General features: G+C 41.2%; 16 protein-coding genes and 2 tRNA genes. 14 read left to right on the plus strand and 4 right to left on the minus strand.

Going from position 1 to position 18,899, the window contains the following annotated elements; genetic code table 11:
* The first annotated feature begins 234 nt into the window (after positions 1-234).
* Positions 235-2,541, plus strand: a complete 2,307-nt coding sequence (locus ASJ81_RS15810) for a PKD domain-containing protein (RefSeq protein ID WP_095645207.1) — start codon at positions 235-237, stop codon at positions 2,539-2,541.
* Positions 2,542-3,158: 617 nt separating this feature from the next.
* On the opposite strand, the gene ASJ81_RS15815 is transcribed toward ASJ81_RS15810, so the two are convergent.
* Positions 3,159-3,241: transfer RNA gene (locus ASJ81_RS15815), tRNA-Leu, on the minus strand.
* Positions 3,242-3,466: 225 nt separating this feature from the next.
* The gene (cutA, locus tag ASJ81_RS15820) at positions 3,467-3,778 is read right to left on the minus strand and encodes a divalent-cation tolerance protein CutA (RefSeq protein WP_095645208.1); all 312 of its coding nucleotides are present in this window, start codon (positions 3,776-3,778) and stop codon (positions 3,467-3,469) included.
* Between the two features lie 773 nt (positions 3,779-4,551).
* Between cutA and ASJ81_RS15825 the strand changes: the two genes are divergently transcribed.
* The 4 genes from ASJ81_RS15825 (at position 4,552) to ASJ81_RS15840 (ending at position 9,851) form a co-directional block, all read left to right on the plus strand.
* The gene (locus ASJ81_RS15825; protein ID WP_095645209.1) at positions 4,552-6,345 is read left to right on the plus strand and encodes a site-2 protease family protein; all 1,794 of its coding nucleotides are present in this window, start codon (positions 4,552-4,554) and stop codon (positions 6,343-6,345) included.
* Between the two features lie 352 nt (positions 6,346-6,697).
* Positions 6,698-7,741: a potassium channel family protein gene (locus ASJ81_RS15830; RefSeq protein WP_095645210.1), complete on the plus strand. Its 1,044-nt coding sequence runs from the start codon at positions 6,698-6,700 to the stop codon at positions 7,739-7,741.
* A gap of 265 nt (positions 7,742-8,006) precedes the next feature.
* The gene (locus tag ASJ81_RS15835; protein ID WP_095645232.1) at positions 8,007-8,684 is read left to right on the plus strand and encodes a potassium channel family protein; all 678 of its coding nucleotides are present in this window, start codon (positions 8,007-8,009) and stop codon (positions 8,682-8,684) included.
* Positions 8,685-9,125: 441 nt separating this feature from the next.
* Complete coding sequence (locus ASJ81_RS15840) at positions 9,126-9,851, plus strand: RAD55 family ATPase (protein ID WP_095645211.1); 726 nt, start codon at positions 9,126-9,128, stop codon at positions 9,849-9,851.
* 84 nt (positions 9,852-9,935) lie between these two features.
* Here ASJ81_RS15840 and ASJ81_RS15845 read toward each other — a convergent pair whose 3' ends face one another.
* Together ASJ81_RS15845 and ASJ81_RS15850 are read right to left on the minus strand one after the other, a co-directional pair.
* Positions 9,936-10,793: a methanogen output domain 1-containing protein gene (locus ASJ81_RS15845; RefSeq protein WP_095645233.1), complete on the minus strand. Its 858-nt coding sequence runs from the start codon at positions 10,791-10,793 to the stop codon at positions 9,936-9,938.
* Positions 10,794-10,797: 4 nt separating this feature from the next.
* Entirely contained in the window at positions 10,798-11,505 is a 708-nt protein-coding gene (locus ASJ81_RS15850; RefSeq protein WP_095645212.1) for an ATPase domain-containing protein, read from the minus strand.
* Positions 11,506-11,862: 357 nt separating this feature from the next.
* Here ASJ81_RS15850 and ASJ81_RS15855 point away from each other — a divergent pair.
* The 9 genes from ASJ81_RS15855 to ASJ81_RS15895 all read left to right on the plus strand — a co-directional run bounded on the left by ASJ81_RS15855 (position 11,863) and on the right by ASJ81_RS15895 (position 18,899).
* Positions 11,863-11,956 (plus strand) — tRNA-Arg (locus tag ASJ81_RS15855).
* Between the two features lie 635 nt (positions 11,957-12,591).
* Positions 12,592-14,004: a F0F1 ATP synthase subunit beta gene (atpD, locus tag ASJ81_RS15860; RefSeq protein ID WP_095645213.1), complete on the plus strand. Its 1,413-nt coding sequence runs from the start codon at positions 12,592-12,594 to the stop codon at positions 14,002-14,004.
* Entirely contained in the window at positions 14,001-14,405 is a 405-nt protein-coding gene (locus ASJ81_RS15865) for a F0F1 ATP synthase subunit epsilon (RefSeq protein ID WP_212556095.1), read from the plus strand. The genes atpD and ASJ81_RS15865 overlap by 4 nt, the downstream gene beginning before the upstream one ends.
* A complete protein-coding gene (locus ASJ81_RS15870) occupies positions 14,398-14,736 on the plus strand; it encodes an AtpZ/AtpI family protein (protein ID WP_095645214.1) in 339 nt (112 codons plus the stop codon). Before ASJ81_RS15865 ends, ASJ81_RS15870 begins: the two co-directional genes overlap by 8 nt.
* Positions 14,669-15,043, plus strand: a complete 375-nt coding sequence (locus tag ASJ81_RS15875) for an N-ATPase subunit AtpR (RefSeq protein ID WP_245860219.1) — start codon at positions 14,669-14,671, stop codon at positions 15,041-15,043. Before ASJ81_RS15870 ends, ASJ81_RS15875 begins: the two co-directional genes overlap by 68 nt.
* Complete coding sequence (locus ASJ81_RS15880) at positions 15,033-15,740, plus strand: F0F1 ATP synthase subunit A (protein ID WP_095645216.1); 708 nt, start codon at positions 15,033-15,035, stop codon at positions 15,738-15,740. Before ASJ81_RS15875 ends, ASJ81_RS15880 begins: the two co-directional genes overlap by 11 nt.
* 37 nt (positions 15,741-15,777) lie before the next feature.
* On the plus strand, positions 15,778-16,053 hold the full coding sequence (locus ASJ81_RS15885) for a F0F1 ATP synthase subunit C (protein WP_212556096.1): 276 nt from the start codon (positions 15,778-15,780) through the stop codon (positions 16,051-16,053).
* Positions 16,054-16,072: 19 nt separating this feature from the next.
* Entirely contained in the window at positions 16,073-17,152 is a 1,080-nt protein-coding gene (locus ASJ81_RS15890; protein WP_095645217.1) for a F0F1 ATP synthase subunit B family protein, read from the plus strand.
* 13 nt (positions 17,153-17,165) lie between these two features.
* Positions 17,166-18,899 carry an alternate F1F0 ATPase, F1 subunit alpha gene (locus ASJ81_RS15895; protein ID WP_095645218.1) on the plus strand — a complete coding sequence of 578 codons (1,734 nt, stop codon included), beginning with the start codon at positions 17,166-17,168 and terminating at the stop codon, positions 18,897-18,899.

Raw genomic sequence — 18,899 nt, forward strand, 5'->3', positions numbered from 1 at the left:
TGGCGCGGACATACCCCGTTGCTTGCAGCGGGGTGCGCCAGCGCAACTTTGATTTTTTGCCTGTTCTTACATTTCTTTGCTTTTTATCCTTTTTGTTGGGTTTACTTCCTGTTTTTATTCAGTCCTGTATGTTAGATCTTAAGTATTATTTAGTTTTGAAAACAATAGATATAAAGGATATTAGAGTACATTCAGTATTAACATAATATAAATTTTATTGGGGTGTATGAATAAATGAAAATGAGGAAAAGATTGTATTCAATAGCGTTATCATCAACAACCCTTATTTTATTTTTAATTCTCATTTCATCTTCAGCATCGATGGCTTCTGCACAAAGCGCTTCGCCCACAATAACTGAAACTTCGATGATCACCAACCGATTAGTGGATAATACTATAGCATCAAAGGAGAATTCTATTACCGGAGTATCAGAGGAGAATTCTGCCAATGAAGAATCAGTAGATATTACCACAGGATCGGTTGCTGCTATCTATGGTGATAGGATAGTGTGGACAGATAATCGCAATGGAAACTCCGATATCTACATGTACGATCTCTCCACTCACAACGAAACTCAGGTCACTAACCACAGATCAGCAACCAATCCTGTAATCTATGGGAGCAGGATAGTGTGGGCGGATAATCGCAATGGAAACTCCGATATCTACATGTATAATATCTCCACTTCCGCTAAAACCCAGATAACTACCAATAACTCAACTAAAGGTAACCCTTCAATCTCTGGTGATAGGATAGTGTGGGCAGATAGTCGTAATGGAAATGGCTCCAATGTCTATATGTATAATATCTTCACTTCCACTGAAACCCAGATAACCACTAGTAACTCAACTCAAGGGAATCCTGCTATCTCTGGTGACAGGATAGTTTGGGTGGATAATCGCAATGGAAACTTAGATCTCAACCTCTATATGTACAATATCTCCACTCATATGGAAACTAAAATCACCACAGATGGATCTGAAATTAACCCTGCTATATACGGAGACAGAATAGTGTGGGAGCACTGGGATATTTACAATGGAAGCTTCGATATATATATGTACAATATTTCCACCTCCAATAAAACTCAAATAACCAACAGCGGATCCGCACAACCCCCTGTTATTTACGGAGATCGGATAGTATGGATTGATTCTCGTGGTCCCTCCTGTCTCTACATGTACAACCTTTCCACTTCCATCGAAACTCCACTCGTTTTCAGTGTATCAGCAGATAGTCCTGCCATCTATGATGATAGGATAGCCTGGATGAATTATCGCAATGGAATCCCTTATCTCTACATGTATAATCTTAGTTCAAAACTCCCATTTGATGCTTCCTCTGAAAATGATTTCATCTGCTATTTCCCGGACAAACTTCCGCCCGTTGCTGCTTTCTCTGTATCCCCTCTCTTTGGAAAGGCGCCTCTGAATGTCACCTTTACTGACAAAACCAAAGGTACACCTACTGTATGGGAATGGAATTTTGGAGATGGAGCTAATTCAACACATCAGAATCCAACGCATGTTTACTCCAAAGCGGGAACCTATAAAGTTAACTTGACAGTAAGCAATGCGAACGGTACAGATTCAAAGACAAACGAAATAGATGTTAAGAATGCTTCATCCATGGGACCATATGCGTATATTACGAACTCTTGGGACAACAATGTCTCCGTAATTGACACAACTACAAACACTGTTATAGCCACGGTGGATGTCGGTTCCTCACCTTGGGGGGTCGCAGTCAATTCTGCGGGAACAAAGGCATATGTAACAAACTCTGGCAGTGATAGCGTATCTGTAATTGATACAGCTACAAACACTGTTTCAGCTACTGTGCCTGTAGGGGGCTCTCCTTATGGAGTTGCAGTCAACTCGGCAGGAACAAAGGTATATGTGACGAATATAAACAGCAACAATGTTTCTGTAATTGACGCAGCAAGCAATACTGTTTCAGCTACTGTGAATGTAAGTAGCTCTCCTTATGGAGTTGTAGTCAACCGGATGGGAACAAAGGTATATGTGGAGAGCAATGACATGGCGACTGGAAACGGCACTGTTTCTGTAATTGACACTGCAACCAATAAAGTTACAGCTACTGTAAATGTAGGAAGCTATCTTTACGGAATTGCGATCACTCCAGATGGAAGAAAGGTATATGTGTCAAAGGAATATGTGTCAAATGATGGCAACAATACTGTCTCTGTAATCGACACCTCAACCAATTCTGTTACAGCCACTGTGCCTGTAGGAAGCTATCCTTACGGAGTTGCAGTCAATCCTGCAGGGACAAAAGTATATGTGGTGAACTCTGTCAGCAACACTGTATCTGTAATTGATACCTCAACCGACTCTGTTACAGCCACAGTGCCTGTAGGAGGCTCTCCTCAGGCCTTGGGAGATTTTATAGGAGAAAAAACTGTAGAGCAGACGCAAAGCCCAAAAACTTCTAAGAAAGGAAGTATGAAAACACCTGGATTTGAAACTATTTACGGTGTGGTTAGCTTGCTTGCTGTATTTTTGCATAAAAGAAAGTAAGAAAAGTAATAAGAAAATAAACAAAAAAATAAGATGAAGATTCAATATCTTCATCTTATTTTTTTGTTTTACTTCTCGGTCGTGGTGTCACTTACTGAAAATGTAAGCGTACGAGTCTCTTTACTTTTACCAAAGAGATGAGTTCCGTTGCAAAAAATCTGGCTTCCTTGAAAAATCAGTGTAATCCTTCGCAATTAGGAAAGTTAATCAAATATCATCACCTGGGAAAATGGTACCTAAAGGTAGAAATTATAGTATCAAACTGCGGAAATATTATTTTTGCACCAGGACCCACTTAATCAAAGACTTATGAAATAGAATTAGATAATTTAAGTGAAAATAAGAGTTAATTAAAAATTTAGTGCGAGAGGTGCGATTCGAACGTACGAACTTCTACGAAAGTAGGCTCTGAACCTACGCCTTTGACCTAGCTGGGTACCCCTCACAAATTGATTTATTTCCTAATTAAATATAGTTCTCTATGTTGAACTCTGAATACAGTACCTTGACCGAGTTGCTTGCCGCAACTAAAAGAAATGTAATAGAATTAGATAGAATTAGAGAATTTGAGTGAAAACAATAATCTAAAAAAGATAGGAAAAACTTAATAAATTTAGTGCGGGAGAAGGGATTCGAACCCCTGAACGTCTGCACGAACAGATCTTGAGTCTGCCACCGTTGACCGCTTGGTTACTCCCGCATTAAGGAATCCAATTAGGTAAAGATAGAACTAACATATAAAGCTAATCCTGTAAGCAGACTACCCTACAAAATTTTGTATGTAGTGAACGTAGAAACTAAAATAATTGTAAAAGTAACGGATTCTTGTGAAAATATCAAATTCGTGAACTAGTGCCAGTGTCTAGTTCAGTTTTCGATCTCGGGGTTTCCTACTTTAAATTCAGTTTTTGCCGTACTTTCAGGCTCATTCACCTGAACTATTAACGTGAACCCAGTCAAGATACTCCCTTTCTCCTTCAATTCCCCAGAATTCTATTGCAGGCATTTCATACGTGTGTAGTGACTTTACAAGCCTTATGATTTCTTCAAAACGTGAAGAATCAGTTTTTACAAACATGGCAATCTCATTGTCTTCTTCAATCTCTTCCTTCCATCGGTAAACCGAAGATACCGGAAACATATTCACGCAGGCCGCAAGCCTCTTTGAAACCAGCTCTCTCGCAATCTGTGATGCATTCTCCATGTTTCCAGCTGTTATATACACAATTCCAAGCATGAGCAGACACCTCAAGGAAATCTGATCTCGTGAACAAGATCTTTAATTTACAAGATGCAATTTACAAGATGCAATTTACAAGATGCAATTTACAGGGTTAATATAAAGCACATTACCCTCCACGTCACAGTATTTATTACCCAGCCTTATAACTTTGGACGTTGGCTGTAGAATTTCTCAACATTGGCTTCGATATTGGCTATTACATATTACACAATAAACTTCCATACACCTTTTTATATAATTATGATGTTTTATTATATGCCTTTTTCCAGATAGGATTCTCTTTAAAGAGGAAAGGCAGTATATGTCGATTTTAAATAGTAAGGTGCACTATAACACTTTCATATCATATAGAACACTATATATTGTAACACTAGAACTTAACATGATGAGTTAATTGGCGTAAAACCTCAGACGCACAATTATATATTAACAATATTAGAGTTTATAGATGTATAATATCAATAGTAAAAACTTAAAGACATGTTTTCTCAACAGTCTTGTATCTGTTGTTTAATTCAAAATTTATACCTAATATTTATACCCAAATTTATAATAAAGTTTATACTAATTTAGCTTAATTTATAGTCGTTTAAATTTAATTAACAACTTTAACAAACTAAGTTTAACTAACAACTTTAACAGGCTAAGTTCAACTAGCAACTTTAGCAGGCTAAACTAATTAGCCTTGTTCACAATACTTTACGTTTAATTCATGAATAGTTAAGCTTAATTATAACCTGTTCAGCTCAATAACTCGGAGAATTCCCTTGAATGGCACAAGCATTGCATTAAGTATTTTTTTACTGTATTGGTTCGCAATTTCCGTTCTTGACAGGAAAGGTATTCTGGAGAAGTATAACATAAGCACCTTCGGGCCGCTTCCTATTCTGATGATCAGGACAACTAAGGGCCTCAAACTACTGGATGTACTGGCCCGTCCGAAGTCTTACTGGAGAATCTTTGCAAACCTTGGAATCTTGCTGATGTTTGTAGGCATGATTGCGATGTTTCTGGTCATAGTTATCTCGGATCTTGGGCTGTATACTTCTTTCCTTAGCGGAAATGTGCCTGAACCCGGAAAGTATAGTTCTCCGAGAAACATCTTTCTCATTCCTGGATTAAACGAGTTCATTCCTTTAACCTGGGGAGCTATTGCTCTCATAGTCACGCTTGTCGTGCACGAGTTTTCGCATGCGATTCTTTGCAGAGTTGAAGGCATCAGGGTCAAATCGATGGGTATACTGTATGCTCTGGTTCCTATAGGAGGCTTTGCTGAGCCTGACGATGAACAGCTTTTCGGGACGAAAGAGAAAACAGAAAGAGAACTTCCTCTGACAGCCACAATCAAAGAAATTGAGCAATGGGAAAAAGAAGAAGAAATAAGGCAAAAAACTGAGAAAACAAAGCCTGATGAACCGAAATCCGATCCTTTAATAGGTGCAACAAGAATTCAGAGATCCCGGATTCTTGCAGCAGGCGTTATGGCCAATTTTAGCGTGGCTTTTATCGCTTTCCTGCTCTTCTTCGGGCCTGTACTGGGAGCAATTGCTCCCTCAAGTGATGCCCTGATCTTAAATGTAAACGAAAGTTCTCCGGCTGACCATGCAGGGCTTGAGAAAGGCATGATAATAACGCAGATTAACGATACAAACATCACGACTGCCGAAGATCTGCAAACATACCTCGAAAAAACTCGACCAGGAGATATGGTCCGCATCCTTGCGGTAAAAAATGATACGGTTTCCACACATGACTTGCAGGTCGCATCAGTCCCTGAGGACTATGTTGGTGGAGTGCCAGTAGGAGGAATTGTCTCAGGAAGCCCCGCAGAAGCTGCAGGGATCAAAAACGGAATGACAATGATCAGGATCGACAACACGAAGATGCAAAACGTTACAAGTTTCGTAAATTTCATGGAAACTACCAGGGCAAACCAGACCGTAGAAGTAGAACTTCTCCCTCCTGAAAACTACACAGGCAACCTCACTGAAAAAGGCACGGTTGTTTTCGATGTGCAGCTGTCAGCCAATCCGGAAAATAACTACGGTTTCCTTGGAGTCATTTACGGGAATAACGCAGTTACGGAATTCCCGATGCTCGGAATCTCCGTGTTGACGCCTCAAGCAAAAGTGTATCTTGAAGCCCTGAAGCAAATCCCGTCCTTGCTAACCATGCCTGCAGGCTGGCTCATTCTCTTTGGACTTCCCATATATGGATTTGCAGGAGAAGGATTCCGGGGTTTTTCAGGTACCTTCATGCAGTTTTACCATCCTGTGGGCTGGGCAGAACCTCTGGGAATAGGAATTTTCTGGATTGCAAACACACTGCTCTGGGTTGGCTGGTTGAACTTTTATGTCGGACTGTTCAACTGCTTGCCTGCCGTGCCTCTGGACGGAGGACATGTGTTTAAGGATTCTATCTATTCCTTCATCTATCGGTTCACAAGGAATGACTCAATCTCGGAAAAGGTCTCAAACTCTATTACAGCGAGCTTTTCGATGTTAATCCTGTTCTCGTTTGTGTTTATGATATTTGGGCCTTATGTAGGACAATGGATCTGACTGATATCGCAGTTTCAGATCGAACCCTTGCCTTCACTGAAATTATAAGGCTTGGGTTTTACTTCCTTTTCTATTTTTTTGTTCATGAAGGACCGTTACTACTTTTTACTTCTAAAACTTTTATTTATATAACTTTTTTCAGCGTTTAGTTCCGAAAAATATTTGCACAAAATTTTCGTTAAAGTAAAGATATATTTTTGTTAAACTGAAGATATCTTCTTGTTAAACTGAGATATATTTTTGTTAAAGTGAAGATATATTTTTGTTAAACTGAAGACATATAGAACTATCAGTAACATCTACATGACACTTCAGTTTAACTTCATAGGAAAACTCGGGCAGGACTTCAAAGATGGTTACTTCCAGGAGAAAGAAAGGTAATTTCATAACAGGGTTTCGGAAGACACTGCACAGGCACCCCTATATCGTGTACAAAATAACAGCTGTGTTCCTGTTTGTTATCTATGTTCTTACTTTCGAGTATCTCATGATTTTTGAGAACCAGTCCAAAAATGCAAACCTTATTACTGCTGTTTACTGGGCAACAACTACCATTGCAACAGTTGGATATGGCGATGTAGTCTTTACTTCGCTTCCAGGAAGACTTTTCACTATAATCGTGCAGATTGTGGGCATAATTTTGATTTCGGGTTTTCTTGTAACCTACGTTGTTACTCCCTGGGTGGACAGGGTTATCAAGTTCAGGCTGCCAAGAAAAGTTTCTGTCGGCATAAAAGATCACATAATTATCTGCGGATATAATCAACTGGTTGAAACCCTGATAGACGAGTTTAATGAGGAAGATATGCTTTTTGTAATAATTGACGAAGACGAAGAGCTCATCAGGGAACTTGTTTATAAAAACATTCCCTGCATTTTCGGATCTCCGAGTGATAAGCAAACCCTTACGAATGCCGGAATAGAAAAAGCCAGGCTCCTTATTGCAAATAAATCGGATGAAAGAAATGCAAATATCGTTTTGACTGCCAGGGAATTTCCGCATATGAATATTATTGCGATAGTTGAAGACCAATCTAACACCAGATACCTCAAATATGCAGGAGCTGATACGGTTGTTTCTCCCAAATCGATGTTCGGGCAGTTTATCGGAAAGAAGGCAATGGACAGGCTTGTAAGCAGGGTAACTGGAGCGACTGAAATCTTTGATGGTGTCCATATTGTTGAATTCCCTGTTTATCTGAAAAGTCCTCTTATAGGCAAGTCACTTAAGGAAATATCGAACCAGCATCTCACGAGTGCAAAGATCGTAGGAACCTGGAATAGCGGTACTCTGTCTTTTGACCCCAAGGAAGAAGATCTTGTCAGGGAGAATACCGTTTTGCTAGCTGTAGGAACCCGTGAACAGCTTTCAAAACTGAAGAAGCTGACACACTGAATGAGTATTCAAAACTGAAGAAACTGATACCTGACTGAGTATTCAAAATTGAACTGAAGAAACTGACACACTGACTGAGTATTCAAAACTGAACTGAGGAAGCTGACATATTAGTTTGAGATCCAAAAAAATAAATTGTCGACCATTCCGATAATTTGATACATATAACAAATTTATTTGCATAAACTTGTAAAAATCGAGTTTTAAATATGAAAACTCGAAACTGAATTTGATAAGTGCAATTTTACAGAATATGGGAGCAAAAATGGAGTCAAAAGGGCATCTTATCTTACTGGGATACGGGGATGTTGGAAAGAGCATAGTAGATACACTTTACGGAAGCCCATTCCGTTTTGTAGTTGTGGACGCTAATGAGAAGGTTTTTGAAAACGTAGACTTCGAACATCTTGTCGGGAACGGGGCAGATGAAGACATATTGATTGCAGCCGGAGTAAAAACAGCTTCTTTTGTATTTGTGGCTCTTAATGATGATACCAATGTTATTTTTGCAACTCTTATTTCAAGAAATCTGAACCCGGAACTAATCATTGTAGCAAGGGCAAATTCCGTAAAATCGATTGAAAAGATCTACAAAGCAGGAGCCGATTACGTAGGTTCTCTTTCCATAGTAGCCGGGCAGATGCTTGCCAAAATGACTGCAAACTGCATGGGAAAAAGCAGTAGAATCGATGAAGACATAATGCTTTACGAGGGAATAGAAATCGAGAAATGTCGCGTTGATAAAGGTTCTCCTCTTGATGACAGATCAATAGAAGAACTTGACCTGGAAGGACGGATCGGGTGTACTATAGTTGGTATAGAACGCGGAAAAATCGTCATAACTGCTATTAAAAAGCAGACAACAATAAGGGCAGGAGACATTATTGCAGTTGTCGGAAGCAGCAAGCAGATTTTAGAGTTTAAGGAAAAATATGCCGATTAAAAAATTTTTTAAAGTTTATTTGATGACCTGATTAAAAAGAATAAATCTAACTTAAAAATTTATTTAATGATCTGATTAAAAAGAATGAATCTAACTTTAAACTTTTACTTAACTCGTTGATATGACTTATTTAACTCATTTTTAGACTAGTTTACTTATTTTTAGACTTATCTAACTCATTTTAGACTTATCTAACTCACTTTTAAACTTACTTAACTCATTTTTAAACTTACTTAACTCATTTTAGACTTATTTAACTTATTTTCAAGCCTTACTTAATATTATTTAAGATTTACTAACATCATTTTAAAATTTACTTAACATCATTTTAGAACCGGTTTAACTCTTTTCCGACACGCAATAAATTTCTTATAGAAGACTATATTACTCAAGACATATTACAATAAATAAGAAACTTATCTGTGGTTAAGATGTGATAATATGGAGAGTTTATCTACAGGGATCAAAGGGCTGGATACGCTAATGGACGGAGGCTTCCCTAAAGGAAAAAGCATTCTGGTTACAGGTCCTCCAGGTGCCGGAAAAACAGTTCTTGGAATTCATTTCCTGCACAGAAGCTGCAAGGAAGGCAAGAAGTGTATACTGATTCTTACAAGGGAACTTACGGAAGACATCTTCAGTCAGTCCCGGAGCCTTAACCTTGACCTCAAGCCTTTTGTGGAGAGAGGACAGCTCAGTATCAAGAATATTTTTGAAGACAAAATGAACAAAATCAAAAGCGCTTCCAAATTCGGAAAAGGTCTCTGTGCTGTGGATACGGATATAATCGAGTATATCAGTTCCTTATCTTCGAAAGTTGATGTCATGGTTATCGACAATATAGGGGTAATAGCCATAAATCATGACATAAGAGACTTTGCCGATGAGTTCAATTCTATAAACATTATACTTCTAAAAAACGGGTGCACAAGTCTTTTTATTATGGATGAGGACTCCTATAACCTCACCCACAGGCTTACTGGCTACATGGTTTTCGGGCTAATCCGACTTACTTCACAGGAGAACTTCAACTCAGGAAAGACAAAGAAATACCTTTACATTGAGAAAATGCGGGATAAGGCTGTTCCGGTCCAGTATTCTCTATTTGATATTACCCCGGAAGGAATAAGAATTATTACAGGTATGAACGACTTACTGGAAACATGAAGTGTCCTGCTCTCGGGTTATGATCATTTCCTTAACCTGAAATTTACGGAAAAAACGGATTTCAAGCTTAGTGAAAATAGAGTTTTATCCTGCTTTTATGAGGAATTCACAGCAATCATTCTTATTCCCTATGGTCTTTAACGCCTCTACCCTGAAGTCAGAGTCCACTTTCAAAGTTATATTCGAGAATATTTTACGTGTCAAAGTGCATAAAATAGGGTTTTTACGGGCTTCTTCTTCTTTCCAGGGACACTTTGTTCCCCTGACTACCCACGAACTTTCTTTTTTACTCTTTTCAGAGGAAAAGCTTCCGCCCAGCTGGTTCATAATCTCGGCACAGATTTTGCCTGCATAAGCGAAGTCCAGTTCCCTTTTTTCCAGGTGATATGTTTCAAGCAGCGTTTTTTCGACCATACTTGTCATCTGGTTAATTAGGACCTTCTTCTCCTCATCGGAAACAACCCTGAGCAGTGTTGGAATGATTGCGGTAAGGATACTCTGTACCCTGTTTTTTATCTCAAGGCTGTTGCGGTCAGCTACCAGCCGGTCATGCATGCACTTTACCCTGAGTAAGGACTTCACGCGAGTCTTGAGCTCAATCCTGTTTATTGGTTTCATAAGGAAATCATCAGCTCCGGCTTCAATTCCCTTTATCCGGTCTTCAATATCGGAAAGAGCAGTGAGCATCAAAATAGGGATGAACTGAGTTTCAGGGTTGTTTTTGACAATTTTACAGACCTCGTAGCCGCTCATTTCAGGCATCATGACGTCCAGCAAGATCATGTCGAGATTTTCTTCCTTTAATTTCTGGATAGCTTCCTTTCCACTACTGGCAGTAATAACATCATAAGGTTCGGCTGAAAGGTAAGCTTCTATGAGTTCTATGTTCTCTAGCATATCATCGACGATCAGGATTTTAGATTTGCTTTTTTCCTCTTCCAAGGCTTCATCCCCCAGACTCACGAATTACAACTCCTTCCGATGTGATTTCAAAAATAGACATTTCAGGAGAAATAGGGGTACTGCGCATCTTGGGTATGCTCAGATAACGTTCCATTTTTCCAAGATATGAGTTTTCCCTTACCAGCAGGTGGATAGACCCATATACCGAGTACTCAGCAAGCTGATAAGTCATGTTGTGTGCGGACTCGTCCATTATTAAAAGAGTAGTACAACCTTTTTTTCTTACCAGGTAGTTCAACGCATCAAACTGGTCTCTAAGCCTCCTTATGGAAGTCCTGAGCACAAAGGTACCTATATTATCTATAACAAGGCATTCCGTTCCTTCACGTATTAACTCTACAAGACTCGGAATTTCAAGATCCAGGCTTTCAGGCTTAAACCCGTATCTGGTCTGTCCTATTATTTCAGAACGGCTTTCGAAGATATTTTGTATAATAAGCTGTCCGCTCTCATAGTATATTGTAAGGTCGCGCCCTAGCAGGCTTGCCTGGTAGATAATATCTTCAGGAGTTTCCTCAGTTGCGATAATCATACATTTCCTGCCTTCAAGACAGTTTTTATAAATAAAATGGATTCCGAAGATTGTTTTCCCGCTTCCTGCTATACCGGTTATAAGAGTTACTTTATTTGCAGGATAACCTCCACTCAACTTCCTGTCCAGCTCCTCTATGCCTGTTGAAACTCTCTCCATTTTTGTAAATCCCCACTCTTTCTTTACTTTACCCTTATAGCTTCCCCGAATATGAATTAATATTAGATTATTAACTTGAAAGCTTAGAACAGTCTCTAAATGACCCTGGATTTAGAAACTGTTTATAACTAAAGAAGCGTTTATTATTTTTCATTAGTTTTACAGTAATTTCATGAAATTTTTCTGACTATTTTAATTAAGATCGTACTGATAATCTGTCACACTTCCTATATATTTTTATTTATTCATACTTTCAGCTACTTCCTGACCTATTTTTTTTAGATCTGTATTCCCTGCTGTCTTAATTTTGAGAGAAAAGTTTAATATAGATAGCTTCTATCAATAGTGCTGCATCAAGGGCTCGTAGGGTAGCCAGGATATCCTAATGGGCTTCGAAGTAAGACTATTACGAAGATACCCATTGACTCGTGTTCGAATCGCGGCGGGCCCGTTTATTTATTTTTACCTCTCTTTTCTATTCTGCGAAATAGGTGTATTTTTTCCAGATTGTCTCTTTCAGATTACTTCTTTAAGCAGAAACATGCAGAATATTTCGTACTGAACTTAATTCTGGTTTTAAGTTGGTTTTAAGTCTGTTTTGAATTGGCTTCAGATTTATTTTCAAACTGTCAAAATTCATAGACACAAGAGTTTTAAGTCTGTTTTGAATTGGTTTCAGGTCTGGTTTTAAATCTGATATTAGATTTCGCGATCGACCTCAAAATTATATCAGAGTCAAATTAATATATTGAAATGATATATCTCTTTATGGGAAGGGAAACAAAGCAATAAAGTAGTTATGGGGAAGGGAAACAAAGCAATAAAATAGTTGTGGGGAAGGGAAACAAAGCAGAAAAGTAGTTTCCTGGTGAGACGAGACTTATAAGGCAATGTAATAACTGCTTACGAAGTTGGTTCTTGACACTCAATGCCGTTGTAAGTTTTCTTTATTGTTTCATAGTCAATGTGGGTTTTATGGCATGGGCAGATTGGAGTTTTTACTAAATTCTTAGTTCTTACGAACCGAACTTCAGGAAGAGAAAACTCCAGAACCGAATATAATGCAAGCTTGGGGGAGCTGTTAAAATGGCAGATAATAGTAGGGGGCCCTTGAATCTCGGTACGGTTATCTCGGTGCGCGGCAGCATCGTAGATATATTGTTCGAAAAGCACTTGCCACATGTATATACGCTGCTACGTGCAGGAAAAGAAAAACAGATTGCCATAGAGGTTTTGACCCAGCTTGACACACATCGCGTTCGAGGAATTGCTCTGACTCCTACCGAGGGGCTTGCTCGAGGCATGGCAGTGGAAGATACAGGCGGGCCTTTAAAAGCGCCTGTTGGTGGGGAAATCCTTTCGCGAATGTTCGACGTGTTTGGAGATACCATAGACCGCAGGAAGCCTCCGTCGAATGTCCAATGGCGCTCAATCCACCAGGCTCCGCCGCCGCTGATGAGTCGGTCCACTACGTCTGAAATCTTCGAGACCGGTATCAAAGCTATAGATGTGCTGGTGCCTCTTGAGCGCGGAGGTAAAGCAGGTCTATTCGGAGGAGCGGGCGTTGGCAAGACGGTGTTGCTAACCGAGATGATTCATAACGTAGTCAAGCAACACCAGGGAGTAAGCATATTTTGTGGAATAGGTGAACGTTGTCGAGAAGGAGAAGAACTTTACCGTGATATGAAAGATGCGGGTGTGCTTCCGAACACGGTTATGGTGTTCGGTCAGATGAATGAACCACCAGGAGCTCGTTTTCGTGTAGGTCATACGGCACTGACAATGGCAGAGTACTTCAGGGACGATGAGCGACGAGATGTGTTACTGCTTATAGATAACATTTTCAGGTTTATTCAGGCTGGTTCCGAAGTATCCGGCTTGATGGGACAGATGCCTTCACGTCTGGGATATCAGCCTACATTAGGAACTGAATTATCCGAGTTAGAAGAGCGCATATCTACTACTGATGCCGGAGCCATAATGTCGATTCAAGCAGTGTATGTGCCTGCTGACGATTTCACTGACCCTTCGGCTGTGCATACATTCTCACATCTCTCGGCATCAATTGTCCTCTCTCGCAAGAGGGCAAGCGAGGGGCTTTATCCGGCTATTGACCCTTTGCAATCAAACTCCAAAATGGCCACACCTGGCATTATTGGTGAAAGGCATTATCGCCTGGCCCAGGAAATCCGGCAGACACTTGCTCAATACTCAGAACTCAAGGATATTATCTCAATGCTTGGACTGGAACAACTATCGCCGGAGGACCGCAATGTGGTAGCTCGCGCGCGCCGCCTGGAACGTTTCCTGACGCAGCCATTTTTCACCACAGAGCAATTCACAGGCATTAAAGGCAAAACTGTCAGTCTTTCAGATGCGCTTGACGGCTGTGAGCGTATACTGAATGATGAATTCAAAGACTACCCCGAAGGAGACCTCTACATGATCGGAACAATTGACGAAGCAATAGCCAAAAAATCAAATCGGGAAAAATCATGAATTCCGAACTCATGAATCTTACAATTCTTCTGCCTTTTCAGGTCTTTGCCGAAAAGAAAGGTGTATCACGTATAGTCGCAGAGGGCCGCGAGGGCTCATTTGGGCTCTTACCACACCGACTCGACTGCGTCGCAGCTCTGGAACCTGGAATTCTCACCTACGAAACCAAATCAGAAGGCGAGGTTTATGTGGCAGTTGATGAAGGCGTACTCACCAAGACGGGTCAGGATGTACTTGTTTCGGTACGTGATGCCATTTTCGGAACAGACTTAAGCCAATTACACGAGGCGGTAGAGAAAGAGTTTTTGACTTTAGATGAGACCGAGCAAAAAATTCGTTCAGTAATGGCAAAATTGGAAACCGGGCTTATAAGTCGCTTAGCGGAGTTTCAGAATGTCTGACAGATCCTCAGAGAAACCTTTGAAAAATGAGTCCCCTCTTGCCCGTCAGGTTGAGACAAAAGCTGAACGCAAACTCAGGGCACAACGTCATGTAGACCGGACTATCTGGCTTGGTTTAGGCATGATGGGGCTCATAGGCTGGTCGGTAGCAGTTCCAACGTTAATTGGCGCTGCGATTGGGCTCTGGTTAGATCAACACTATCCAGCAAGCTTTTCCTGGACACTTACGATGCTGATCATCGGCCTTTTTATCGGCTGCTTGAATGCATGGCACTGGGTATCTAAGGAGCGTAAGGAAATGGAAGAGGAACAGGAGGATTACAGTGAATGAAATATTGAATCTTGTCTTGTCTCTGATAGCTGGTTTTCTTCTGGGAGCTGTTTTCTTCGGCGGGCTATGGTGGACGGTTCAGAAGGGACTTTCATCCAGAAAGCCTGCATTCTGGTTTTCCGGCAGCCTGTTGATACGGACCATCATTGCCATAGCCGGATTCTACTTTGTCTCGGATGGCCATTGGGAGAGGTTGCTAATATGCCTGCTTGGGTTTTTCGTTATGCGTCATGTAGTAGTTAGAGTCACCAGACTGCCCGAGGAAGATTCGAACCAATTGACAAAGGAGGCCGGTAATGCGACTTAGTCCTGATGAGCTGATTTTCTGGCAGTATGACTTTATTAAACTCAATGCCACGATTGTATACACCTGGGGGTTGATGCTGGTAATGGTAATTGGTTCAAAAACTATTACAAGCAAACTCTCTACTGGTCTTGAACGTTCGCATTGGCAAAACATTTTGGAAATTGTGGTTACAGGCATCCTGAAACAAATTGAGGAAGTTGGCCTGGACCAGCCGAAGAAATATCTAGGCTTTTTGGGTACGCTCTTCCTGTTAATCGCTGTAGCCAATCTCTGCATCATAATTCCAGGCTATGAACCTCCAACAGGATCTCTGTCAACTACGGCTGCTCTCGCATTATGTGTTTTTGTAGCCGTACCACTTTTTGGCATTGAAGAACAAGGAGTTGGTAACTATCTTAAGACGTACACAGAGCCGACAATCATCATGCTGCCGTTTAATATAATAAGTGAAATCTCCCGCACGTTAGCTCTTGCAATCCGTCTGTTCGGTAACATCATGAGTGGCTCGATGATCGTTGCCATTTTGCTGACAATTACACCATTCATCTTTCCGGATCTCATGATTGCTCTTGGTCTGCTCGTTGGCATGGTGCAGGCGTATATTTTCAGCGTTCTGGCTACAGTTTACATAGCAGCTGCTACACGTGAACACAAGCACAGGCCGAAACAGGAGCAAAAGACTGCTGAACAGGAGTAGATGAATCGAAACAACAATAACAACGGAAGGAAACACTATGGCTTTGGACACTTATACAACCATAATTGCGGTGGCATCAATTGTCACCTCCGGTATCACGATAGGTATCGGAGTTATAGGGCCCGCAATTGGTGAAGGACGTTCGGTAGCAACAGCATTGAGTTCTATGGCACAGCAACCTGATTCATCCGCAACAATAACCAGGACTTTGTTTGTGGGACTGGCTATGATTGAGTCTCTGGCAATCTATTGTTTTGTGGTTTCTATGATTCTCATCTTCGCCAACCCATTCTGGAGCCGTGCACTTACCTGAAATAGAGAGGAAAATAGTCATGCCGCTGATCGATTGGTTCACTGTCATTGCGCAGGTAATCAACTTCCTCATCCTTGTATGGTTGTTGAAACGTTTTCTTTACAAACCTATACTCAATGCAGTGGATGCGCGTGAGAAGAAGGTCGCAGATGAACTTAAGAATGCGGATGCAAAAGAAGCAGAAGCACAAAAAGAGAAAGACGAGTTCAAGCAGAAGAACGAAGAGTTCGATCAGCAGCGTAGTGCCCTGTTTAACAAGGCAAAAGAAGATGCAAAAGCTGAACGTCAGCGGCTTTTCGAGCAGGTAAGGAAGGAAGCCTCCGATTTGAGAGCAAAACAACAGGAGGCATTAAGGAACGAAGAACAGAATTTAAGTCAGGAAATTGGCCGTCGGACCCAGCAGGAAGTTTTTAACATCGCGCGAAAAGTACTGACCGATCTGGCTGGAACCAGCCTGGAAGAACGCACGGTTGATGTATTTGTTCAAAGGCTGCACAGCCTGAAAGACGATGAAAAAAAACAGTTAGCTTCAGCGCTTAGTGCATCATCAGGTCAGGTGCTCATTCGTACTGCGTTTGATCTTCCACAAGCACAGCGTGATTCGGTTAAAAAGACGATTAAAGAAACTCTTGGTATAGAAACTCAACCCAGGTTTGAGACTGCACCGGACCTTGTCAGTGGCATCGAACTAACCACAGACGGACAAAAAGTAGCGTGGAGCATTGCAGATTATCTCTCATCACTGCAAAAAAGTATAGATGATCTTATAAAAGAAAAGACCGCGAGTAAAGCCAGAGCTGAGCCTCAAACCAAAAATAACAAACTCAAGCTTGAAAACGAACCGGAGACTGAACAGGAGCCTGAAACCAAGACTCATAAACCCAAATCAAAAACTGAATCCGAAGTCGAAACCAAACCAGAAATTGACTATAATAAACCCGAGTCGAGAAAAGAGCAAGAGGTTGAACAGGAATCTGGTGCAGAACAAAAACCTGCATCAGAACAGGAATCTTCTGAACAGCAGTCTGGAGCTAAGTCTGGAGCTAAGTCCGAATCTGTGGCTAAGCAGGAGACAAATTCCAAACCAGAGCCAATATAAAGAGCCAGTGAACATGGAACCTAAAAATCTTAAGGATATCTTTGAGAACGTTTTCACCGAAATACATCAGGTCAGAGAATCAGTAACTCCCTCGCTCACTCCAAAGGAGGTGGGCAGAATTTTGACAGTTTCTACAGGTATCGCAAATGTATCTGGCCTTCCTACTGTAGGTTTCGATGAACTTATAAAGTTTCCAGGGGATTTGTTTGGAATCGCATTTAATGTCGACGAAAAAGAAATAGGTACCGTTCTACTGGGTGAATACTCGCATCTGCATGCCGGAGATCAGGTTGAACGCACTCGGCGGGTTATGGATGTTGCTGTAGGCGAAGAACTTCTCGGACGAGTTATTGACCCGTTAGGTCGTCCGCTTGATAACAAAGGTCCAATAGTTTCAAGTAAACGCTTACCCATCGAACGTCCAAGTCCGGCAATTATGGACCGATCTCCTGTTACCGTGCCTCTCCAGACCGGTATCAAAGTTATTGATGCATTAATCCCAATAGGACGTGGCCAGAGAGAATTGATTTTAGGGGACCGTCAGACTGGAAAAACTGCAATTGCAATCGATACTATTCTCAACCAGCGCAATTTTAATGTCCTGTGTGTGTATTGTGCCATTGGTCAGCGCGCATCTGCAGTTGCCAGAGCAGTGGCAAACTTACGGGAAAGGGGTGCAATGGACTATACGGTTGTTGTTGTAACTGAAGGCAACGACCCATCAGGACTAATTTATATTGCTCCTTATGCTGCGACCAGTATTGCAGAATATTTTATGGAAGCAGGTCGAGATGTGCTGATTGTTTATGACGACCTGACCAATCATGCACGCGCCTATAGAGAACTTTCATTACTGCTTCGTCGTCCTCCGGGAAGAGAAGCATATCCCGGTGACATCTTTTATATTCACTCACGACTGCTGGAGCGGTCCACGCATCTGCTCAAAGAACTTGGTGGCGGCTCACTTACTGCTCTTCCCATTATCGAAACTGAAGCGCAGAACATTTCCGCATATATTCCAACTAACCTGATTTCAATTACGGACGGGCAAATTTACCTTTCACCTTCGCTTTTTGAGTTGGGTGTGCTGCCTGCAGTCGATGTCGGTAAATCCGTCTCTCGAGTGGGTGGTAAAGCACAGCTTGCTGCTTATAGAGCAGTAGCTGGAGACCTCAAGCTTGCTTATTCACAATTTGAAGAACTCGAAGCATTTACCCGATTCGGCGCAAGGCTAGATGAAAATACACGAAAACTCATTGAACATGGAAGGCGGATCCGTACCCTACTGAAGCAGCCTCAAAACTCTCCTGTGCCCGTACCGGATCAGATTGTTATCCTTGTTGCATTGAATGGAAAACTCTTCGATAATGTGCCACTTGACAAAATGGGAGAGGCTGAAAGCTCCCTACGCAAGGCAGTACCAGATATTCCCGAAGATGTGCGCAATCGGTTCAAAGGCGATAAAGAATTGAGCGACAAGGATCGTGAAACCATCCTAAATATCGCCCGCGAAGCACTGGAACCTTACCAGCCAAAATCTGAATCCGAATCTCAGCCGGAAGTTAAAACTGAGGAAAAGCCTGAGTCAGAAACCAAAACTAAAGGTAAACCTGAATCAGAAACCAAAACTGAAGAAAAACCTGAATCAGAAACCAAAACTGAAGAAAAACCTGAATCAGAAACCAAAACTAAAGGTAAACCTGAACCAGAAGCTACTAAAGAAAAAGTGGCTAAATCAGAGACTTAA

This window comes from Methanosarcina spelaei, from assembly GCF_002287235.1.
Taxonomy (GTDB): domain Archaea; phylum Halobacteriota; class Methanosarcinia; order Methanosarcinales; family Methanosarcinaceae; genus Methanosarcina; species Methanosarcina spelaei.